The organism is Pseudoalteromonas sp. 4NS20-0020 (assembly GCF_057554385.1).
Map to the genome: position 1 here is coordinate 297295 of NZ_BAAJMI010000005.1, position 16821 is coordinate 314115.

At 38.9% G+C, this 16821-nt stretch carries 14 protein-coding genes and 5 tRNA genes; 15 read left to right on the forward strand and 4 right to left on the reverse strand.

Annotation, left to right across the window (positions count from 1 at the left end; genetic code table 11):
* Positions 1–64 precede the first annotated feature (64 nt).
* The 6 genes from truA (at position 65) to purF (ending at position 6101) form a co-directional block, all read left to right on the forward strand.
* Positions 65–859, forward strand: a complete 795-nt coding sequence (gene truA, locus AC27JL_RS14550) for a tRNA pseudouridine(38-40) synthase TruA (protein ID WP_487195919.1) — start codon at positions 65–67, stop codon at positions 857–859.
* Positions 860–1009: 150 nt separating this feature from the next.
* Complete coding sequence (gene accD, locus AC27JL_RS14555) at positions 1010–1885, forward strand: acetyl-CoA carboxylase, carboxyltransferase subunit beta (protein ID WP_008128641.1); 876 nt, start codon at positions 1010–1012, stop codon at positions 1883–1885.
* Positions 1886–1910: 25 nt separating this feature from the next.
* A complete protein-coding gene (gene folC, locus AC27JL_RS14560) occupies positions 1911–3176 on the forward strand; it encodes a bifunctional tetrahydrofolate synthase/dihydrofolate synthase (RefSeq protein WP_276755972.1) in 1266 nt (421 codons plus the stop codon).
* An 11-nt stretch (positions 3177–3187) separates the two neighbouring features.
* Positions 3188–3877, forward strand: a complete 690-nt coding sequence (locus tag AC27JL_RS14565; RefSeq protein WP_243531215.1) for an SPOR domain-containing protein — start codon at positions 3188–3190, stop codon at positions 3875–3877.
* Between the two features lie 184 nt (positions 3878–4061).
* On the forward strand, positions 4062–4556 hold the full coding sequence (locus AC27JL_RS14570; RefSeq protein WP_006793890.1) for a CvpA family protein: 495 nt from the start codon (positions 4062–4064) through the stop codon (positions 4554–4556).
* A gap of 18 nt (positions 4557–4574) precedes the next feature.
* Positions 4575–6101 (forward strand): amidophosphoribosyltransferase, encoded by a 1527-nt coding sequence (gene purF / locus AC27JL_RS14575; protein WP_010557197.1) that lies wholly within the window; start codon positions 4575–4577, stop codon positions 6099–6101.
* A 90-nt stretch (positions 6102–6191) separates the two neighbouring features.
* On the opposite strand, the gene AC27JL_RS14580 is transcribed toward purF, so the two are convergent.
* Complete coding sequence (locus AC27JL_RS14580; RefSeq protein WP_008128633.1) at positions 6192–6791, reverse strand: Yip1 family protein; 600 nt, start codon at positions 6789–6791, stop codon at positions 6192–6194.
* Positions 6792–6996: 205 nt separating this feature from the next.
* On the opposite strand from AC27JL_RS14580, the gene miaE reads away from it, so the two are divergent.
* From miaE to AC27JL_RS14595, 3 genes are all read left to right on the forward strand, one after another.
* On the forward strand, positions 6997–7755 hold the full coding sequence (gene miaE / locus AC27JL_RS14585) for a tRNA isopentenyl-2-thiomethyl-A-37 hydroxylase MiaE (RefSeq protein WP_487195920.1): 759 nt from the start codon (positions 6997–6999) through the stop codon (positions 7753–7755).
* A gap of 161 nt (positions 7756–7916) precedes the next feature.
* The gene (locus AC27JL_RS14590; protein WP_487195921.1) at positions 7917–10142 is read left to right on the forward strand and encodes an EAL domain-containing protein; all 2226 of its coding nucleotides are present in this window, start codon (positions 7917–7919) and stop codon (positions 10140–10142) included.
* A complete protein-coding gene (locus AC27JL_RS14595) occupies positions 10129–12042 on the forward strand; it encodes a sensor histidine kinase (RefSeq protein WP_487195922.1) in 1914 nt (637 codons plus the stop codon). The genes AC27JL_RS14590 and AC27JL_RS14595 overlap by 14 nt, the downstream gene beginning before the upstream one ends.
* 103 nt (positions 12043–12145) lie before the next feature.
* Here AC27JL_RS14595 and AC27JL_RS14600 read toward each other — a convergent pair whose 3' ends face one another.
* Both AC27JL_RS14600 and AC27JL_RS14605 read right to left on the reverse strand, forming a co-directional pair.
* Positions 12146–12883 (reverse strand): UDP-2,3-diacylglucosamine diphosphatase, encoded by a 738-nt coding sequence (locus AC27JL_RS14600; RefSeq protein ID WP_010557193.1) that lies wholly within the window; start codon positions 12881–12883, stop codon positions 12146–12148.
* Positions 12884–12972: 89 nt separating this feature from the next.
* Positions 12973–13464 carry a peptidylprolyl isomerase gene (locus AC27JL_RS14605; RefSeq protein WP_008128620.1) on the reverse strand — a complete coding sequence of 164 codons (492 nt, stop codon included), beginning with the start codon at positions 13462–13464 and terminating at the stop codon, positions 12973–12975.
* Between the two features lie 132 nt (positions 13465–13596).
* Between AC27JL_RS14605 and cysS the strand changes: the two genes are divergently transcribed.
* Entirely contained in the window at positions 13597–14976 is a 1380-nt protein-coding gene (gene cysS, locus AC27JL_RS14610) for a cysteine--tRNA ligase (protein ID WP_487195923.1), read from the forward strand.
* A gap of 62 nt (positions 14977–15038) precedes the next feature.
* Here cysS and folD read toward each other — a convergent pair whose 3' ends face one another.
* Positions 15039–15893, reverse strand: a complete 855-nt coding sequence (folD, locus tag AC27JL_RS14615) for a bifunctional methylenetetrahydrofolate dehydrogenase/methenyltetrahydrofolate cyclohydrolase FolD (RefSeq protein ID WP_008127813.1) — start codon at positions 15891–15893, stop codon at positions 15039–15041.
* Between the two features lie 346 nt (positions 15894–16239).
* On the opposite strand from folD, the gene AC27JL_RS14620 reads away from it, so the two are divergent.
* From AC27JL_RS14620 to AC27JL_RS14640, 5 genes are all read left to right on the forward strand, one after another.
* A tRNA-Pro gene (locus AC27JL_RS14620) sits at positions 16240–16316 on the forward strand.
* Positions 16317–16374: 58 nt separating this feature from the next.
* A tRNA-Arg gene (locus AC27JL_RS14625) sits at positions 16375–16451 on the forward strand.
* A gap of 23 nt (positions 16452–16474) precedes the next feature.
* Positions 16475–16550 (forward strand) — tRNA-His (locus AC27JL_RS14630).
* A gap of 13 nt (positions 16551–16563) precedes the next feature.
* Positions 16564–16640, forward strand: a tRNA-Pro gene (locus AC27JL_RS14635).
* 70 nt (positions 16641–16710) lie between these two features.
* Positions 16711–16787: transfer RNA gene (locus AC27JL_RS14640), tRNA-Pro, on the forward strand.
* Positions 16788–16821 lie beyond the last annotated feature (34 nt).

Genomic DNA, 16821 nt, shown 5'->3' on the forward strand with positions numbered 1-16821 from the left:
TTTATTGCGCCGCGAGATAGCATAAAATGCGCCGTTAATTAGTACAGTAGGTAAAACGATAAATATGCGAGTAGCACTTGGGGTTGAATATAATGGCGCACGTTATAGTGGTTGGCAGCGTCAATCGCACGTAAATAGCGTACAACAAGAAGTAGAAAAGGCGCTGTCGAGTATCTGTAACCACCCAGTTGAAATTGTGTGTGCAGGGCGAACTGACGCAGGAGTGCATGGAACAGGCCAAGTTGTTCATTTTGAAACCAGTGCATCTCGTGAAATGGTCGCGTTTACTATGGGTATGAACACTTTGCTACCTAAAGATATTGCTATTCGATTTGCTCAACCTGTTGCAGAAGACTTTCATGCACGTTTTAGTGCAACCGCAAGAAGGTATCGCTACGTTATTTATAACTATCCATACCGTGGAGCTGTTATGAACGAGGGTGTTACTCATTTCCATCACAAGCTAGATGAAAAGGTAATGCAAGAGGCGTGTCAGCATTTAATTGGTGAGCATGACTTTACATCATTCAGAGCATTACACTGCCAAGCTAATACCGCTAAACGTACAATTCATCACTTATCTGTTCAGCGCCAAGGTGATTACGTTGTAATTGATATTAAGGCGAATGCATTTTTGCATCATATGGTGCGCAATATAACCGGTTGCTTAATGGATATTGGCTTACACAAGCACCAACCTGTATGGCTAAAAGAGCTATTAGATTTAAAAGAGCGTGCAAAAGCCAGTGCAACAGCTAAAGCCGCTGGTTTGTATTTAGTCGATGTTGATTACCCAGAGCAGTTTAATATTCCTAAAACCCCACTAGGGCCATTATTTTTACCTGATGTTGATATTTAGTTAGAATTATTAATCGCTAAATTTAATTTCCTCTAACTACTAAGACCAGTTTTTTATACCGTGTTTGTGTAATTCATGTTTTAATTGAAAAAATCTGTCTGCTACTTATTAGCAGACTCGCGACACAGAACAGCATTAAGAGAGTTGCAAATGAGTTGGTTAGAAAAAATCTTACCTAAAACGACTAAGTCGTCAGGTCGTAAAGAAATTCCAGAAGGCGTTTGGGCTAAATGTACAGCTTGCGATTCAATTTTATATAAAGCTGAACTAGAAAAATCATTAAACGTATGTCCTAAATGCGACCATCACATGCGTGTGAGCGGCCGTAAACGTTTAGAGCACTTTTTAGATGAAGGTGACCGCACGGAGCTTGGTACTGAGCACGAGCCTAAAGATGTATTAAAGTTTAAAGACTCTAAAAAATACTCAGACCGTATTAGCGCAGCCCAAAAATCAAGTGGCGAAAAAGACGCGCTAGTTGCAATGAAGGGCCGCTTAAAAGGCATTCCTGTTGCTGCGGTTGCTTTTGAATTCTCATTTATGGGTGGTTCAATGGCTTCGGTTGTTGGCGCACGGTTTGTTGATGCCGTAGACCAATGTTTAGAGCACAACATGCCATTAGTGTGCTTTTCTGCCTCAGGTGGTGCACGTATGCAAGAAGCACTTATGTCGCTTATGCAAATGGCCAAAACCAGTGCAGCACTTGCTAAAATGAGCGAGAAAGGATTGCCATTTATTTCGGTAATGACCGACCCAACAATGGGTGGTGTATCGGCTTCATTAGCAATGCTAGGTGATATTAACGTTGCTGAACCAAAAGCCTTAATTGGCTTTGCTGGCCCGCGAGTAATAGAACAAACAGTTCGCGAAACCTTACCAGAAGGTTTTCAGCGTAGTGAGTTTTTACTAGAGCACGGTGCAATAGACATGATTGTTGACCGCCGTGAAATGCGTGATACGTTAGCTCGAGTGCTTGCTAAATTTATGAACTTGCCTTCTACCGAACAAGAGCATAGAGTAGCGTAAATTTCAGCTTTACTGATTACACGCTATGACAAATACAATTCCTAGCCAATCATCAAGCCTTGATGATTGGCTTTTTTATTTAGAAAGTGTTCACCCAGCCAACATTGCAATGGGCTTAGAGCGCGTTGCAGATGTTGCCAATAATATTGGTTTACTAAATACCCCCAGTAAAATAATTCTAATTGGTGGCACAAATGGCAAAGGGACTACCGCTCGCTGCTTAGAATCGCTACTACTTGCGCAAGGTTACAGCGTAGGTACTTACGCCTCTCCTCATTTAATTCGATATAACGAACGTGTTCGCATAAATGGTCAAGAGCTTGATGATCAATACCATGTTGATGCCTTCAACACGCTAGAGCAAGGCCGGGGTAGCACACCGCTTACGTATTTTGAGTACGGTACGTTGGGAGCACTGGCTATTTTTAAGCGCTTTGAAGTAGATTATGTATTATTAGAAGTTGGTTTAGGCGGGCGTTTTGATGCAACAAATATAGTAACGCCATACGCAAGTGTTATTACAACCATCGATTTAGACCATAAAGAATACCTTGGCGATACCCGAGAGCTGGTGGCGTACGATAAAGCGGGTATATTCCGCAAAGATACCCCCGCTATCATTGGGGACTTAAGTATCCCGCATACAATGATTGATTACGGTAACGAGATTAGTGCCAATATGACATTATCAGGCACTGACTTTATTTTTAAAGAGCACGACAAAACGTTTAATTGGCAGTTTGAAAAACATAACCTGACACTCAATAAACCTGCAATACCCGCGCAAAATGCAGCGACTGCTCTAACAGTGTTGAGCGTTTTAAATTTATTACCCAATGTTGATGTAATAAAGAATTGCTTAGCTAACTTGGTGGTGGAAGGGCGCTTCGAACAGTTAAGCACAGAGCCATTGGTATTTACAGACGTCGCTCACAATCCAGAGTCAGCTCGCTATTTAGCCAATAAGTTATTAAGTTACAAAGATAAAGGCTTTAAAGTTCATGCATTAGCCGCTATGCTTGCTGATAAAGATAAAGCAGCGGTGCTCAAAGAGCTAGCCCATCTTGTTGATGATTGGTTTCTTGCTAGCTTAGGCGGCCCTCGTGGTGATAGTGCTAATAACTTAAAAGAAGCCCTACAAAGCGTATCTACTCACGACAAGGTACAAAGCTTTGAAAGCGTTGAACGAGCACTGAGTGTTATTTTACCTAAGCAACAAGACAATGTTATTTTAATTGTATTTGGTTCATTTTTTACAGTAGCAGATGCTATTAATTATTTTAAAAAATAGAGAGGATATCGGTGAACTCAAGTTTTATAAATCGCTTAGTTGGAACAAGTATTGTGGTGATCGCAGCGATTGTGTTTATCCCAAACATACTTGATGGCGAAAAAGTGCATTACAAGGAAGGCTTTAAAGCGATCCCAGAGCGACCTGAGTTCAAAACGATTGACTTGCAAGACTCAATTAATGATCAAGTAGCTATAGCTGAACCGTTAAAGCAAGATAACATTGAAGATATTTCTCCTGATGATGACGTTTTAGAGCAAGACGATACTATTGCACAAAGTAACTTTGCTAGCGAAGAGAAAATAGTTGAAGCGTCAGTTATACCTAAAGCTACAAAAACTGATATTGCTGAACCGCAAGTTGCTAAAGCGAAAGAAGAGACTAAGGTTCCCGAAAAAGTAGTTAAAGAGGCACCTAAGCCTATTACGCCGCGTAAAAGTGATGAAAACCTAACTGATATGGCCTATGTGGTGCAGTTAGGTAGTTTTTCTCATGCTGCAAATGTTAAAGCATTACAGGCTAAATTAACTTCAAAAGGGTTTAATACGTTTACTAAACCTATAAAAACACCTAACGGAACGCTAACAAAAGTATTTGTTGGTCCGTCACTTGATAAAACTGAGTTGGAAAAGCAATTACCAGAACTTAAAAAGCTTACTAAGCTTAACGGTAAAATAACCCAATACGAAGTAACTAACTAATTAAAAAGGCCTTAAACAATAGGGCCTTTTTCTTTGATGTTACACAATTACTTAGGCCAATTTATTAACTGTCAAAATGTTAATTAAATGTTTCAGGATGGCTGCGGTTATCTCCCGTTTAAACTTGCATACTGAGGATGTTTGGGTATAGAATGCGCCCCAAAATAGCGACTAATTGGTTATTATGATCTGGGTTGATTACGCCATTCTTGGCATCATTGCACTGTCTACCATCATCGGTTTAATACGCGGCTTTGTAAAAGAAGCTATGTCATTAGCGGTATGGGCAGGCGCGTTTATCATCTCAAGTTTATTTTACCAATATTTAGCTTCCTTCCTAACAAGCATTTCTGAACCCCTTTTAAGAAATGCGGCGGCCATTGCCATACTCTTCTTTGCGACGCTCCTGTTAGGCGGTTTACTAAACTATATTTTAGGTCAGCTTGTACTTCGTACTGGCTTATCGGGTACTGACCGTGTCTTTGGCATAGTGTTTGGTGCTCTACGAGGCGTGTTGGTCGTGAGCGCGTTACTCTTCTTTCTTGATGCTTTTACTGGTGCACCTAATACGCACTGGTGGGGTAATTCTATTTTGATTCCAGAATTTGGCTTTGTTGTTGAATGGTTTTTTTCGTACCTCGAAAACAACTCCAGCTTTTTAAATTCAGTAAACCGTTAATCGGCGAGGATAAATTACATGTGTGGTATCGTTGGAATAGTCGGAACGTCTCCTGTGAATCAGGCGATATATGATGGCTTAACTGTTTTGCAGCATCGTGGGCAAGACGCCGCGGGAATAATTACCATTGAAAATAATACGTTTAGCTTACGTAAAGCAAACGGCCTAGTGAAAGATGTATTTCACACACGTCACATGAAGCGACTACAAGGTACCATTGGTATTGGCCATGTACGTTATCCAACAGCAGGCTCTTCTAGTTCATCTGAGGCACAGCCTTTTTATGTAAACTCACCATTTGGTATCGCCCTTGCGCATAATGGAAACCTTACAAATGCTGAAGAACTAAAAGAACAGTTATTTTCAGAAGCACGTCGACATGTTAATACAACGTCTGATTCTGAGATATTGCTGAATATTATGGCACATGAGCTTAGTCGCTCAGACAAGTTGCACCTAGACCCTGAAGATGTGTTCACAGCTGTTGCTGAGGTAAACAAAAAAGTAACGGGTGGCTATGCAGCCATTGCTATGATTATCGGTCACGGCGTTGTAGCGTTTCGTGATCCTAACGGTATTCGCCCTCTTGTTTTTGGTAAACGCGAGACTGAAAAAGGCACAGAGTACATGTTTGCCTCAGAAAGTGTGGCACTAAAACCTGATGGCTTTGAGTTTATTCGCGATGTAGCCCCAGGTGAAGCTATTTTTGTGACGGAAGATGGACAGTTTCACTCATTAAATTGTGCAGATAAAGTGTCTTACTCGCCTTGTATTTTTGAATTTGTTTATTTTGCTCGTCCAGACTCAACAATAGACAGAATGTCGGTTTATGCAACACGCGTAAACATGGGTACCAAACTGGGTGAAAAAATAGCACGTGAGTGGGCAGATAAAGACATTGATGTTGTCATTCCTATTCCAGAAACTTCGTGTGACGTCGCGCTTGAAATTGCTCGTGTACTTGATTTACCGTACCGCCAAGGCTTTGTTAAAAACCGTTACATTGGCCGTACGTTTATTATGCCTGGTCAAGAAATGCGTAAAAAGTCAGTGCGTCAAAAGCTAAACGCAATTGATCGTGAATTTAAAGGTAAGAATGTATTACTTGTTGACGATTCAATAGTGCGCGGTACCACATCAGCGCAAATTGTGGAAATGGCGCGAGAGTCTGGTGCTAAAAATGTATATTTTGCCTCAGCAGCTCCTGAAATACGCTTTCCAAATGTTTATGGTATAGATATGCCATCGGCAGCTGAACTTATTGCGCATGGCCGTGAGGTTGAAGATATAAACGCAAGTATTGGTTCTGACGGATTGATTTTTCAGTCATTAACAGATCTAATGGCCGCTGTAAGCCAAGAAAATCCAGAAATAACTCAATTTGAAACTTCTGTGTTTGACGGGCAATATATAACAGGTGATATAGATCAAAACTATTTAAACCGAATAGATAAACTGAGAAACGATACAGCTAAAAGCACACGCGAAACAGCGATGTCATCAGGGTTAGAGATACATAACCAAGAAGAAAACGAGACTGATTAATACTTTCGAGTATTTTTTATTTTAGAAAAGGAGCTAATTAGCTCCTTTTTTGTTGGTTGAATATTACTTAATCGAGTTACTTAAAATTTATTATGTGAACATGGGGCTTACAATGCCATTTGTCCAAAGAATCGCAGTGGCAGCTAATATGATGACTAGTAGGATAAGCCCACAAGTAACGACCGAGCTTGCATAAATAAAACCACGTTCTTCAGGTATGTGCATGAGTATAGGTACTCCGGTATAAAGTAAATAAACCGAGTAGGCTAGTGCAACAATACCAGCACATACAACAAACCAAAGCACAGGCCAAAAAGCGGCAAGCGCAGACATAAATACCGGTGTTGCTGTGTAAGCCGCTAGTTCAAGCGTTTGAGTAAAGGTGGGTTTAGAGCCAAAAGTAACGGCCATCCAATGGGCCAAATAGGCAAGTGCAAATACACCTATAATTAAAGCTACATACATGGCTATAGCTATTAACAGCGCGCTCTCATGTGTTAAAAATACTAGACCACCAGTGCCAATGCTCCAGCCCAAGTAAACAGACGAGTAATACCCCATTGTTGATGGAAACAAAGCAATGAGTAAAATATGTGACAAGCTGTAGGTCAAGCTTTCGTGTCGGTTATCAATTGTTTGCCACTCTTCAAGTGGGTGAGCGTATAAGCCCCATAGGTGGTTTAATATCATAGTGTGTACTCCGTTTAGGAAGGTATTATTGTTTTTGTTACGGTGTGTTTTTTATACAGTTCATTTACAGTTATGGGCCACATAGTGTACAAAGTCAAGTTAACTAATTTTTAACAAATAAATGAAGCTGGCTTTGATTTAATCAAACCGTGAATTCGTGTTAAAATACAGGTTCTTTAATTTTAATTAGCAACGAGTATCAAACGTGTCACATAGCCAGCTGTTAGAGCCTATTCATGACTTTTTATTGTGCAAAACACCGACTCAGTGGGTAGATAAAGCAATCAAAAAAGAAAATCTGTCAGTTATTTTAATAGATCACTTAATTTGTGAGTTAAAAGCAGCTCAGTCAGCAATGTTTTTAATTCGTAAGTATGCAGTAGATAAAGAAAGCGGTGATGCACTTTTAGCCTGGCTTAAACCATTCGAAACACTTATTTATAAACGTGAAGGTAACTGGCGTGATTTAGCAGCAAAAAACAAGCTCACTAAATCAATCATTCCCAAGTCTAACTCTCCTTACGGGCAAGACTTAATTGATAAAATGGTGTTGCTCATAAAAGAAGAGTTACATCACTTTTACCAAGTTTTAGAAATAATGGATGAGTATGGTGTAGAGTACCAAAGTATTACACCATGTCGTTACGCTAAAGGGATGTTACGAAATGTTAAAACATTCGAGCCAAATGCACTTGTCGACAAATTAATTGTAGGTGCTTACATTGAGGCACGCTCGTGTGAGCGTTTTGCAAAGTTGGCGCCCCATGTAGATAAACGCCTAGGTGATTTTTATATTTCGCTACTGCGCTCAGAGGCACGTCATTATCAAGATTATCTAGCCTTGGCGCAAGATATTGCCGATTTTGATATTTCGAAAAGGGTTAAGGAATTTGGTGAAATTGAAGCTGAACTTATTGTATCAGCAGATGAAGACTTCAAATTTCATAGTGGTACTCCAGCATAATCCCCCCAGTGCTTTATTTTTTGCATAACTGATGAGATAAAGCACTAAAAATTAGACCAAACTTAAATCGCCTTCTACTATATATAGTAAATAGTTACATACAAATTTATGAACTATATCTATTAAATTTAGTTGTATATTTTTTATATAGGCGGTGTAGGATGTCCGATAACAACAGTCTGTTTGTATTTGATGAGGAGCTTGAAGAAGACAGCTCAACAATAAAAAAAATAAAAGTGCTCACTGTTGAGGACGATATAAATTATCAGCAGGCTTTAACCAACAGCTTAAAAGAAATGAGACCAGAGGATAATTGTGAAATAGAAGTTCTCACAGCTAACTCGGTTTCACAAGCAGCTTTAGTGCTTAGTTTGCATCCAGATATAGCACTCACTTTTATAGATGTTGTAATGGAAGATGATGACTCAGGTCTCAGGCTTGTAAGTACTATAAGAGAGGTGATTGGTAACGCAGACATGCGTATTGTTTTACTTACAGGTCAACCAGGTTTTGCTCCCGAACAGCAAATAATGAAAACGCTTGATATAGACGAGTATTGGAATAAGTCAGACGTCTCTGCTGAAAAATTACAATCCATTGTTACAAGCAACTTACGCACCTGGAAATACATTTCACAAATATCTTCAGCCAGAAAAGGTCTTCAACTTGTTTTAGATGCTTCAAGAAGCATAAATAGTAAACACGATATGGGATCTTTCTCTAAAGCTGTTTTAGAAGAAATCAGTAATATTTTAAACGTCACCGAGGGAGGGGGGATTATGTGCTCTACCCAAAGTGATGGCGAAATTATCAGAGCGCATATTTCGACAGCTAATGGTTGTTTTGATGGGTATGAGGGAAAGCTTATTGACGATAGGGTTTTGCTTCCACAAATCTACAGTGATTTTGAGCGAGCTTTAGATGAAAAAAGGCACGTTTTTTCTGAACACCACACGGTATTTTATTTTTGTAACAAAGAAATAGCTGGGGAAAGCTATATAACGATTGTTCAATCGGACAATGAAATATCAGAGCAAAATGAATATTTATTAAAAGTATTCAGTGAAAATGTAAGCACAGGCTTTAGTAATATAGCACTGCTTAACAAGCTTACTGAACTTGCATATACCGATGTGTCGTTAAACATGCACAATCGTAACTGGCTCACTCGTGAAATAAAAAATATGAACCTCCACGAGCAGTATCAAACACGTTTATTAGTTTTTGAAGTTGAGCAATTTGAAGAAAAAGCTTTTTCGTTTGGCCACGATTTTTGTCAAAAGCTATTAAAAGAAGTTTATAAAAATTTAATGACTATTTTTGATGGTTATTCAGCGCGTATTGCCATTATTAATAACAGCAGCTTTGGATTACTTATAAACGCAAACTTCGATATAACTGACGAAATGATAGCTAGCCTAATAAGGCAAAAATGTATAATTACCTCTGTAAAGCAATATGCTGATTTGAGAATTCTTGATTTAGCGCTAAGTTCTGTTTTAAATATTGTACCCGAAAAAATAATAAGTATTGCTGAGTCTAGCTTAAGTGATAGCCATAATGCATCGTTAAAATACATCAAGCATACCCAAGAAAAAACAGAAGCATTAACTAACCGATATAGTTTAATGGCCCGATTAAGAAGAGTAATTGGTGCTAGTACGTTACAAGTAGCCTTACAGCCGAAAATGGACTTAGCAACATTAACCCCTGTGGGCTTTGAAGCATTGGCTCGTTGGCAATTAGAAGACGGAAGTTTTGTAAGCCCAGAGATATTTATTGAACTTGCTGAAACAGCTGGTTTAATTAGTGAATTAGACAGCGTTATTTTCGATAAGATAATTTCGACCATTCATAAGTTAAGTGATATAGGCGTAAATCTGCCAATTGCTTTTAATGCATCTGCCTTTGATTTAGTTGACCCGGACTACTGTAAAAAAATTCTTCATAAGTTAAAAGATGCCAATATACCTCCAGAAATGCTTGAGCTAGAGATTACTGAAACTCAAGCGATCAGTAATTACGATTTAATTAGAGAGTCGTTAGATAAATTTATGGCGCTGGGTATTAAAGTAAGCATTGATGACTTTGGAACAGGTTATTCATCTATTTCACACATAACTGAGATACCTGCAAATATTTTAAAAATAGATAGATGTTTTTTAACTGATATTGAGCGCAATGCTAATAACCAATACATCCTAGAAATGATTGTAAACTTAGCCAAACGATTTGATTTTTCGATTATTGTTGAAGGTGTAGAAACACTAGAGCAGTGTGAATGGGTTAAAAAAATAGGTTGTGATGTAGCCCAAGGTTATTACTTTTCAAAACCACTGTTTTTTGACGATTTAACAACATGGTTAAAGCAACATGGAAAAGTTTGATCATAGACTTTCTGTTAGTTTAAATAATAAACAGCTATATATTAAAGCATTGTTTATTATGGTTGCTGCTGGCGTTATTAGTTTTTTAGTATATTGGCAAATTTACCAATCAAGGCTTGCGCTTGTTCAAGATTATCAAGACGACAAACTATCTCTAGTGCAGACAGAGTTTGTAAAAGAGCTAAGTAGTATAAAAAAACTAACACAAGTTTTAGCAGACAACAAAAACCTAAAAAGGGGCAATAAGCTCAGGTATATGTTTAGAGACCGAGAATCCATACGAAGCATAAATGATTACTTCGTTAATTTTGGGTTATTATCGCCTATCATTTCGCAAATTCGGTGGATTGATATTGTAGGAAACGAACGCTTTAGGGTCGACTTCAAAGATGGAGAAGCTAAAGTAATTGAGCAAAGTGAATTACAAAACAAAATATCGCGCTATTATTTTAGGCAAGGTATATCGATAGAGGCACCTGATTCGTTTTTATCAAGAATTGATTTAAATATGGAGTATGGTTCAATAGTTGAGCCCTACGAACCCACCATTAGAGTTACTTATCGAACCAGCTCAAGCGAATTTATAGTTGATGGCCTCATTATAATTAATTTTAACTTATCTGACTTTTTTCAGAAAATTAGAAATTACTCTTCTGAAAACGCTCAAATTAATATTGTAAACAAAGATGGGTATTGGATTTTTAACAATGATAAGTCTAAAGAGTGGGGGTTTATGCTTGGATTGCCAGAGCTAACAATTGCTAATTATAACCCATCACTCTGGGAGTCTATGCAAAACCAACAAGAAAATACAGTAAGATATTTTGATTCAAACATTTATTCGTTAGACAAGCTGCCCGCACTTTTTTCAAAAAGGCATAATGAAACCCTTAATGAAGTCATTTATATTTACATCAAAAGTAAAGATAAGTTGATGAATAAAATACACTTTACGGCGCTAGGTTATGCTGGTATTGGCGGTATTATTCTTTTATTCATTGGTGGCTTTATTTTATATAGAGAATATTGCTATACAAAAACGCTAAAAGATTTATTTGACCAGTTACGCGCTGAAAAGTTGGAGCTGGATTCTGTCAATAATCAACTTTCAAATACCATTAGGCAGCAGCAACTTTTGCAGGATAGCTTTGTTGAAGCGCAAAAATTATCTTCATTAGGCATGCTTGTTGCGGGTGTAGCTCATGAGATGAATACGCCTATTGGCGGTGCTATTATTTCTGTTACTAACGCAGAGTCGGTGGTGAGCCGCCTCAATGAAGGTATAAAAACTGGCTTAACAAAGTCTCTACTAGAGAACAGCGTATCAAGCTTAGATGATAATTTAGGCTTAGCCAGGGTAAACCTAGATAAAGCTGCTGTACTTGTAAAAAGCTTTAAAAAAATGGCTATTGATAGAAACAATGAAGAATTTATTGAATGCAATGTTGAAACAATAATAAAAGATTTGTTGATTACGCTGAACTCTCGATTAAAAACTTCAAAGGTTAAAATTAAAACCCTATTTAATGATAACTGCACGCTTAAAAGTCGCCCTGGGATTATTTCACAGGTTATTGAAAACCTTATAATGAATGCGCTTAACCACGCTTTTGAAGAGAATCAATCTGGTGAGATTGAAATTAAGGTTGAGGAAAGTGATAAGGGAGATGTAAATATTATAGTATCAGACAGCGGATGCGGGATTAATCAGCAGCAGCAATCTGTTATTTTTGAGCCCTTTCATACATCAGCGCGCGGTAAAGGGAACATAGGGCTTGGGCTTTATATGGTTTCTCAATGGGTCACTAAAATTTTAAAAGGGCAATTGGTTTTAGAGTCTGATCCTCAATGGGAGGATAAATTTAAAACTCGATTTACAATTACGTTGCCTAAAAATTAAGTGAGTACCCACATTCAATTTTTAACGTATTATTTAAATGCTATATAGGGCCTTAAAGGGACTACACTTATGGATTGAGGCTCTAAAAATGGCTTTATATAGCTCATTTAAATGGTGTGTTTATTAGCCTTTGTTCTTGAGGTGTTACAATTAAGTAGGAGCCTTGTTCGTACCAGTCACCTAAAACAGTGCGTGTAAGCGTTTGTCCATTTAGTGAGTATGTATGAATATTTGGTCGGTGCGTATGACCATGGATCATGTTAACAACTTTGTGCCTCTTAAATGTCGAAAGGACAGCATCATCAACAACGTCTAAAATTTCTATCGGTTTATCTGCTTGGCTAAGCTTACTTTTTTCACGGGCATTGCGAGCTATTTTTTTTCGGTACCATAATGGCATGGCAAGCATTAATTTTGGCCACCACCAACCGCGGCTTTTTTTACGAAATTTTTGATACTCAATATCCTGGGTACACATTTCATCCCCATGTAAAATAACAGTGGGTGTGCCGTAAAGGTCTATAACAGTTTGCTCATCTAACAGTGTCATACCTGCTAAATTTGCATAGTGTTCTCGCAGGATAAAGTCGCGATTACCATGAATAAAATAGACGGGAATACCTGAATCACTTATTGCTTTAAGCTTTGTAGCTACACTGCGCGCAAGTTCAGTGACGTAGTCATCACCTACCCATACTTCAAAAAAGTCACCTAAGATGTAAAGCGCATCAACGTCTTGATTCAAAATGTTAGATTCTAAAAACTTAAAAAAAGCAGCGCTAATATCAGGTCTGTTTTCAGTTAAATGTAAATCAGCAATAAAATACGTTTTTTGAGTCATAGGGATATCTTTTCGATAAAAATAAAGCGGGCGCATGCATGTTGCAATGACACCCGCTGATACTCCACGTTATGTGGGTAAGCGAACTATTAGTTAACAGTAACGCTTTCGATGATCACGTCTTCAAGAGGAACATCTTGGTGAAAACCATTGCTACCAGTAGCTACACCTTTAATTTTTTCTACAATGTCCATGCCTTCAACTACTTCAGCAAACACACAGTAACCCCAGCCTTGAGACGTTTCGCTGCTGTGGTTTAAAAAATCATTGTTGTTAACATTAATAAAAAACTGTGCTGTAGCAGAGTGTGGATCTGGTGTGCGTGCCATAGCTAAAGTACCTACTTTATTAGACAGGCCGTTGTTAGCTTCGTTTTGAATTGGATCGTTAACGTCTTTTTGCTCCATACCTGAAACAAAGCCACCACCTTGAACCATAAAGCCATCAATTACACGGTGAAAAATTGTACCGTTGTAAAAACCTGCGTTTGCATACTCTAAAAAGTTTTTTACTGTGTTTGGAGCTTCTTGCTCAAACATTTTAATGGTGATGTCACCAAAGTTTGTGTGTAGAACAACCATGTGCTTTCCTATATCTGGTTTAAATAGTCGCACTATTTTATCTTAGTTAGCTAAGATTAACAAAGCGCTAGAGCCCATGCTTTTCAAGTGGTAACATACATTTTCTTGATAATAGTGAAGGACACCAACTAAATGGTACAAATATACAACACACTCACGCGACAAAAAGAACAATTTAAACCTATGGTCGATGGTAAAATCGACATGTATGTGTGTGGTATCACCATTTACGATTACTGTCATATCGGTCATGCGCGTACATTTGTTGGCTTTGACGTCATTGTTCGCTACCTTCGCCATATTGGTTACAATTTAAAATATGTGCGTAATATTACCGACGTTGACGACAAAATTATTAAACGTGCAAATGAAAATAAAGAGTCAATAAACGATTTAACACTGCGCATGACCAAAGCCATGCATGAAGATTTTGATAGCCTAAACATGTTACGCCCGGATGTAGAACCAACAGTGACAGGGCACATGGGTGAAATTATTGAAATGGTTGAGCGTTTAATAGCTAAAGGGCATGCGTATGTAGCAGCTGATGGTGACGTGTTATTTGATGTATCAACGTTTGAGCAATACGGCGCGCTCTCTCAGCAAGATTTAACCATGCTTCAGTCAGGGTCACGTGTTGAAGTGGCACAAGATAAAGATGACCCATTGGACTTTGTTTTATGGAAAAAAGCCAAAGCTGGTGAGCCTTCATGGTCATCTCCATGGGGAGAAGGGCGCCCAGGTTGGCACATTGAATGTTCAGCTATGAGCTCAAAGCATTTAGGTGAACATTTTGATATTCATGGTGGGGGTTCTGATTTACAGTTTCCGCACCATGAAAATGAAATTGCGCAGTCATGCTGTGCCAATAATGGTGAGTATGTAAATACGTGGATCCACACCGGCATGGTACAAGTAAATAAAGAAAAAATGTCTAAATCGTTAGATAATTTTTTTACTGTACGCGATGTGCTAAAAGAGTACGACCCTGAGTCGGTTCGTTACTTTTTAATATCAGGCCATTACCGCAGCCAACTTAATTACTCGCAAGAAAACTTAGACCAAGCGCGTTCATCGCTTGAGCGTATTTATACTGCTTTACGTGACGTTAAACCCATCGAGTGTGAGCTTGAGAGTAACGAGTTCGTTATTAAATTTAGAAAAGCAATGGATGATGATTTTAATACTCCAGAGGCTTTACCTGTTTTATTTGAGCTGGCAAAAGAGCTAAACCGCGTAAAAGAAAGCGATGCAACACTGGCGGGTCAACTTGCGTTTATATTACGTACTATAGGCGAAGTACTAGGCGTTGCACAACAAGCGCCTGAGGCTTTTTTACAAGGCGGGCAAGATGATAATGAAGTTGCAACGATTGAAGCCTTAATTGTTAAACGTAATGATGCTCGTGCGAGTAAAGACTGGGCTGCTGCTGATGAAGCACGTGATGCGCTTAATGCATTAGGTGTAATACTTGAAGACTCGGCGGGTAAGACAACGTGGCGTAAGGCTTAAAATTACTCGCTTGTAATAAAAAAGGGTTGCCGAATGGCAACCCTTTTTTATTTGAATTATATTCAGCTATGATATTTTTCGCATGCTTCTAATGTATTTTCAATTAAGCTGGCCACGGTCATTGGGCCAACCCCGCCAGGAACAGGAGTAATAAAGTGAGCTTTTTGCTCTGCAATGCTGTATTCAACGTCGCCTACTAGTTTACCTGTATCTAAACGGTTTATACCTACATCTATAACAATGGCACCTTCTTTTACCCAATCTCCAGGGATAAATTCAGGTTTGCCCACAGCTACAACCAGCAGGTCTGCGCGTCGTACATGAGTTTCTAAATCTTGTGTAAACTTATGGCACACAGTAGTCGTACAACCGGCCAGTAATAGCTCTAACGACATAGGGCGGCCCACAATATTTGATGCGCCAACCACAACCGCATGCATGCCTTTATAACGAACACCGGTAGAATCGAGTAAAGTAATAATCCCTTTTGGCGTACAAGGACGAAGCGCAGGCATACGCTGTGCTAAACGGCCAATATTGTAAGGGTGAAAGCCATCAACGTCTTTGTGTGGTGTAATGCGTTCTAAAATTTTCTCTGCATCGAGTCCATCAGGTAAAGGTAACTGCACCAAAATGCCATCTACTTCAGCATCATTATTTAGCTCATCAATTAAACTTAAAAGAGCATCTTCTTTTGTGTCTGCAGGTAAATCAAATGATTTTGAAATAAAACCAACTTCTTCACAGGCTTTACGCTTTGAACCAACATAAACTTGGCTTGCTGGATCAAGTCCGACAAGGACCACTGCAAGTCCGGGGGCGCGTAATCCTTTAGAAACGCGTTCGCTTACGCGTTGTGCAACTGTACTACGTACTTGTTTTGCGATTGCTTTACCATCAATGATGTTTGCCGTCATGGTTGACCTTTAATTGGGGTTAATTAACTAGATACCGATACTTTACAAATGAACGCATAATAAAAAGGGGCATATGCTTATAAAGAGAATAATAACTTTATTTTTCATTTAATATTACCAAGCCATTTTCGCAGAAAAGCATTGCAGCGCCAAGTTGCTTTTGATCTATATAGTACTAGAGTAATTAAATAGTTTAAATTTCAGTCTTCTATTATAATATTTAGCCATTGTGGGCTAAAAATGACCACTTGATTTGTTTTCTTAAAAAAACGTTTGACCTAACCCCGTCAAATCACTATTATGCACCCCGTTGTCAACGAGGTCACTCGTAGAGAATAGTAAGTAACGGCGATTAGCGCAGTTTGGTAGCGCACTTGGTTTGGGTCCAAGGGGTCGCAGGTTCAAATCCTGCATCGCCGACCATTTTTTTATAATTTAATTATAATCGAATAGCTTATTGGTAAACTATGAAGTTTTCGATGCGCCCATAGCTCAGCTGGATAGAGCAACGCCCTTCTAAGGCGTCGGTCGAAGGTTCGAATCCTTCTGGGTGCGCCATTTGAAAACATGTAAATATAGCGGTGATTGTAGCTCAGTTGGTAGAGCCCCGGATTGTGATTCCGGTTGTCGTGGGTTCGAGCCCCATCAGTCACCCCATTTACAAGAATATCGGCGATTAGCGCAGTTTGGTAGCGCACTTGGTTTGGGTCCAAGGGGTCGCAGGTTCAAATCCTGCATCGCCGACCACTTTCTCAAAGTGGTTTTAAACGCTCTGTTTAATTGTTCAGTATGAAAAAAGAAGCTTAGCCTTCAATGTCGGCGATTAGCGCAGTTTGGTAGCGCACTTGGTTTGGGTCCAAGGGGTCGCAGGTTCAAATCCTGCATCGCCGACCATTTTCTTATTTATAACTCCTCAGTATTTTTTTAA

What these genes read in the sequence shown, in the direction of transcription:
- truA (WP_487195919.1), top strand. Translation starts at nt 65, where the DNA reads ATGCGAGTAGCACTTGGGGTTGAATATAATGGCGCACGTTATAGTGGT.
- accD (WP_008128641.1), top strand. Translation starts at nt 1,010, where the DNA reads ATGAGTTGGTTAGAAAAAATCTTACCTAAAACGACTAAGTCGTCAGGT.
- folC (WP_276755972.1), top strand. Translation starts at nt 1,911, where the DNA reads ATGACAAATACAATTCCTAGCCAATCATCAAGCCTTGATGATTGGCTT.
- AC27JL_RS14570 (WP_006793890.1), top strand. Translation starts at nt 4,062, where the DNA reads ATGATCTGGGTTGATTACGCCATTCTTGGCATCATTGCACTGTCTACC.
- purF (WP_010557197.1), top strand. Translation starts at nt 4,575, where the DNA reads ATGTGTGGTATCGTTGGAATAGTCGGAACGTCTCCTGTGAATCAGGCG.
- AC27JL_RS14580 (WP_008128633.1), bottom strand. Translation starts at nt 6,791, where the DNA reads ATGATATTAAACCACCTATGGGGCTTATACGCTCACCCACTTGAAGAG.
- AC27JL_RS14590 (WP_487195921.1), top strand. Translation starts at nt 7,917, where the DNA reads ATGTCCGATAACAACAGTCTGTTTGTATTTGATGAGGAGCTTGAAGAA.
- AC27JL_RS14595 (WP_487195922.1), top strand. Translation starts at nt 10,129, where the DNA reads ATGGAAAAGTTTGATCATAGACTTTCTGTTAGTTTAAATAATAAACAG.
- AC27JL_RS14600 (WP_010557193.1), bottom strand. Translation starts at nt 12,883, where the DNA reads ATGACTCAAAAAACGTATTTTATTGCTGATTTACATTTAACTGAAAAC.
- AC27JL_RS14605 (WP_008128620.1), bottom strand. Translation starts at nt 13,464, where the DNA reads ATGGTTGTTCTACACACAAACTTTGGTGACATCACCATTAAAATGTTT.
- cysS (WP_487195923.1), top strand. Translation starts at nt 13,597, where the DNA reads ATGGTACAAATATACAACACACTCACGCGACAAAAAGAACAATTTAAA.
- folD (WP_008127813.1), bottom strand. Translation starts at nt 15,893, where the DNA reads ATGACGGCAAACATCATTGATGGTAAAGCAATCGCAAAACAAGTACGT.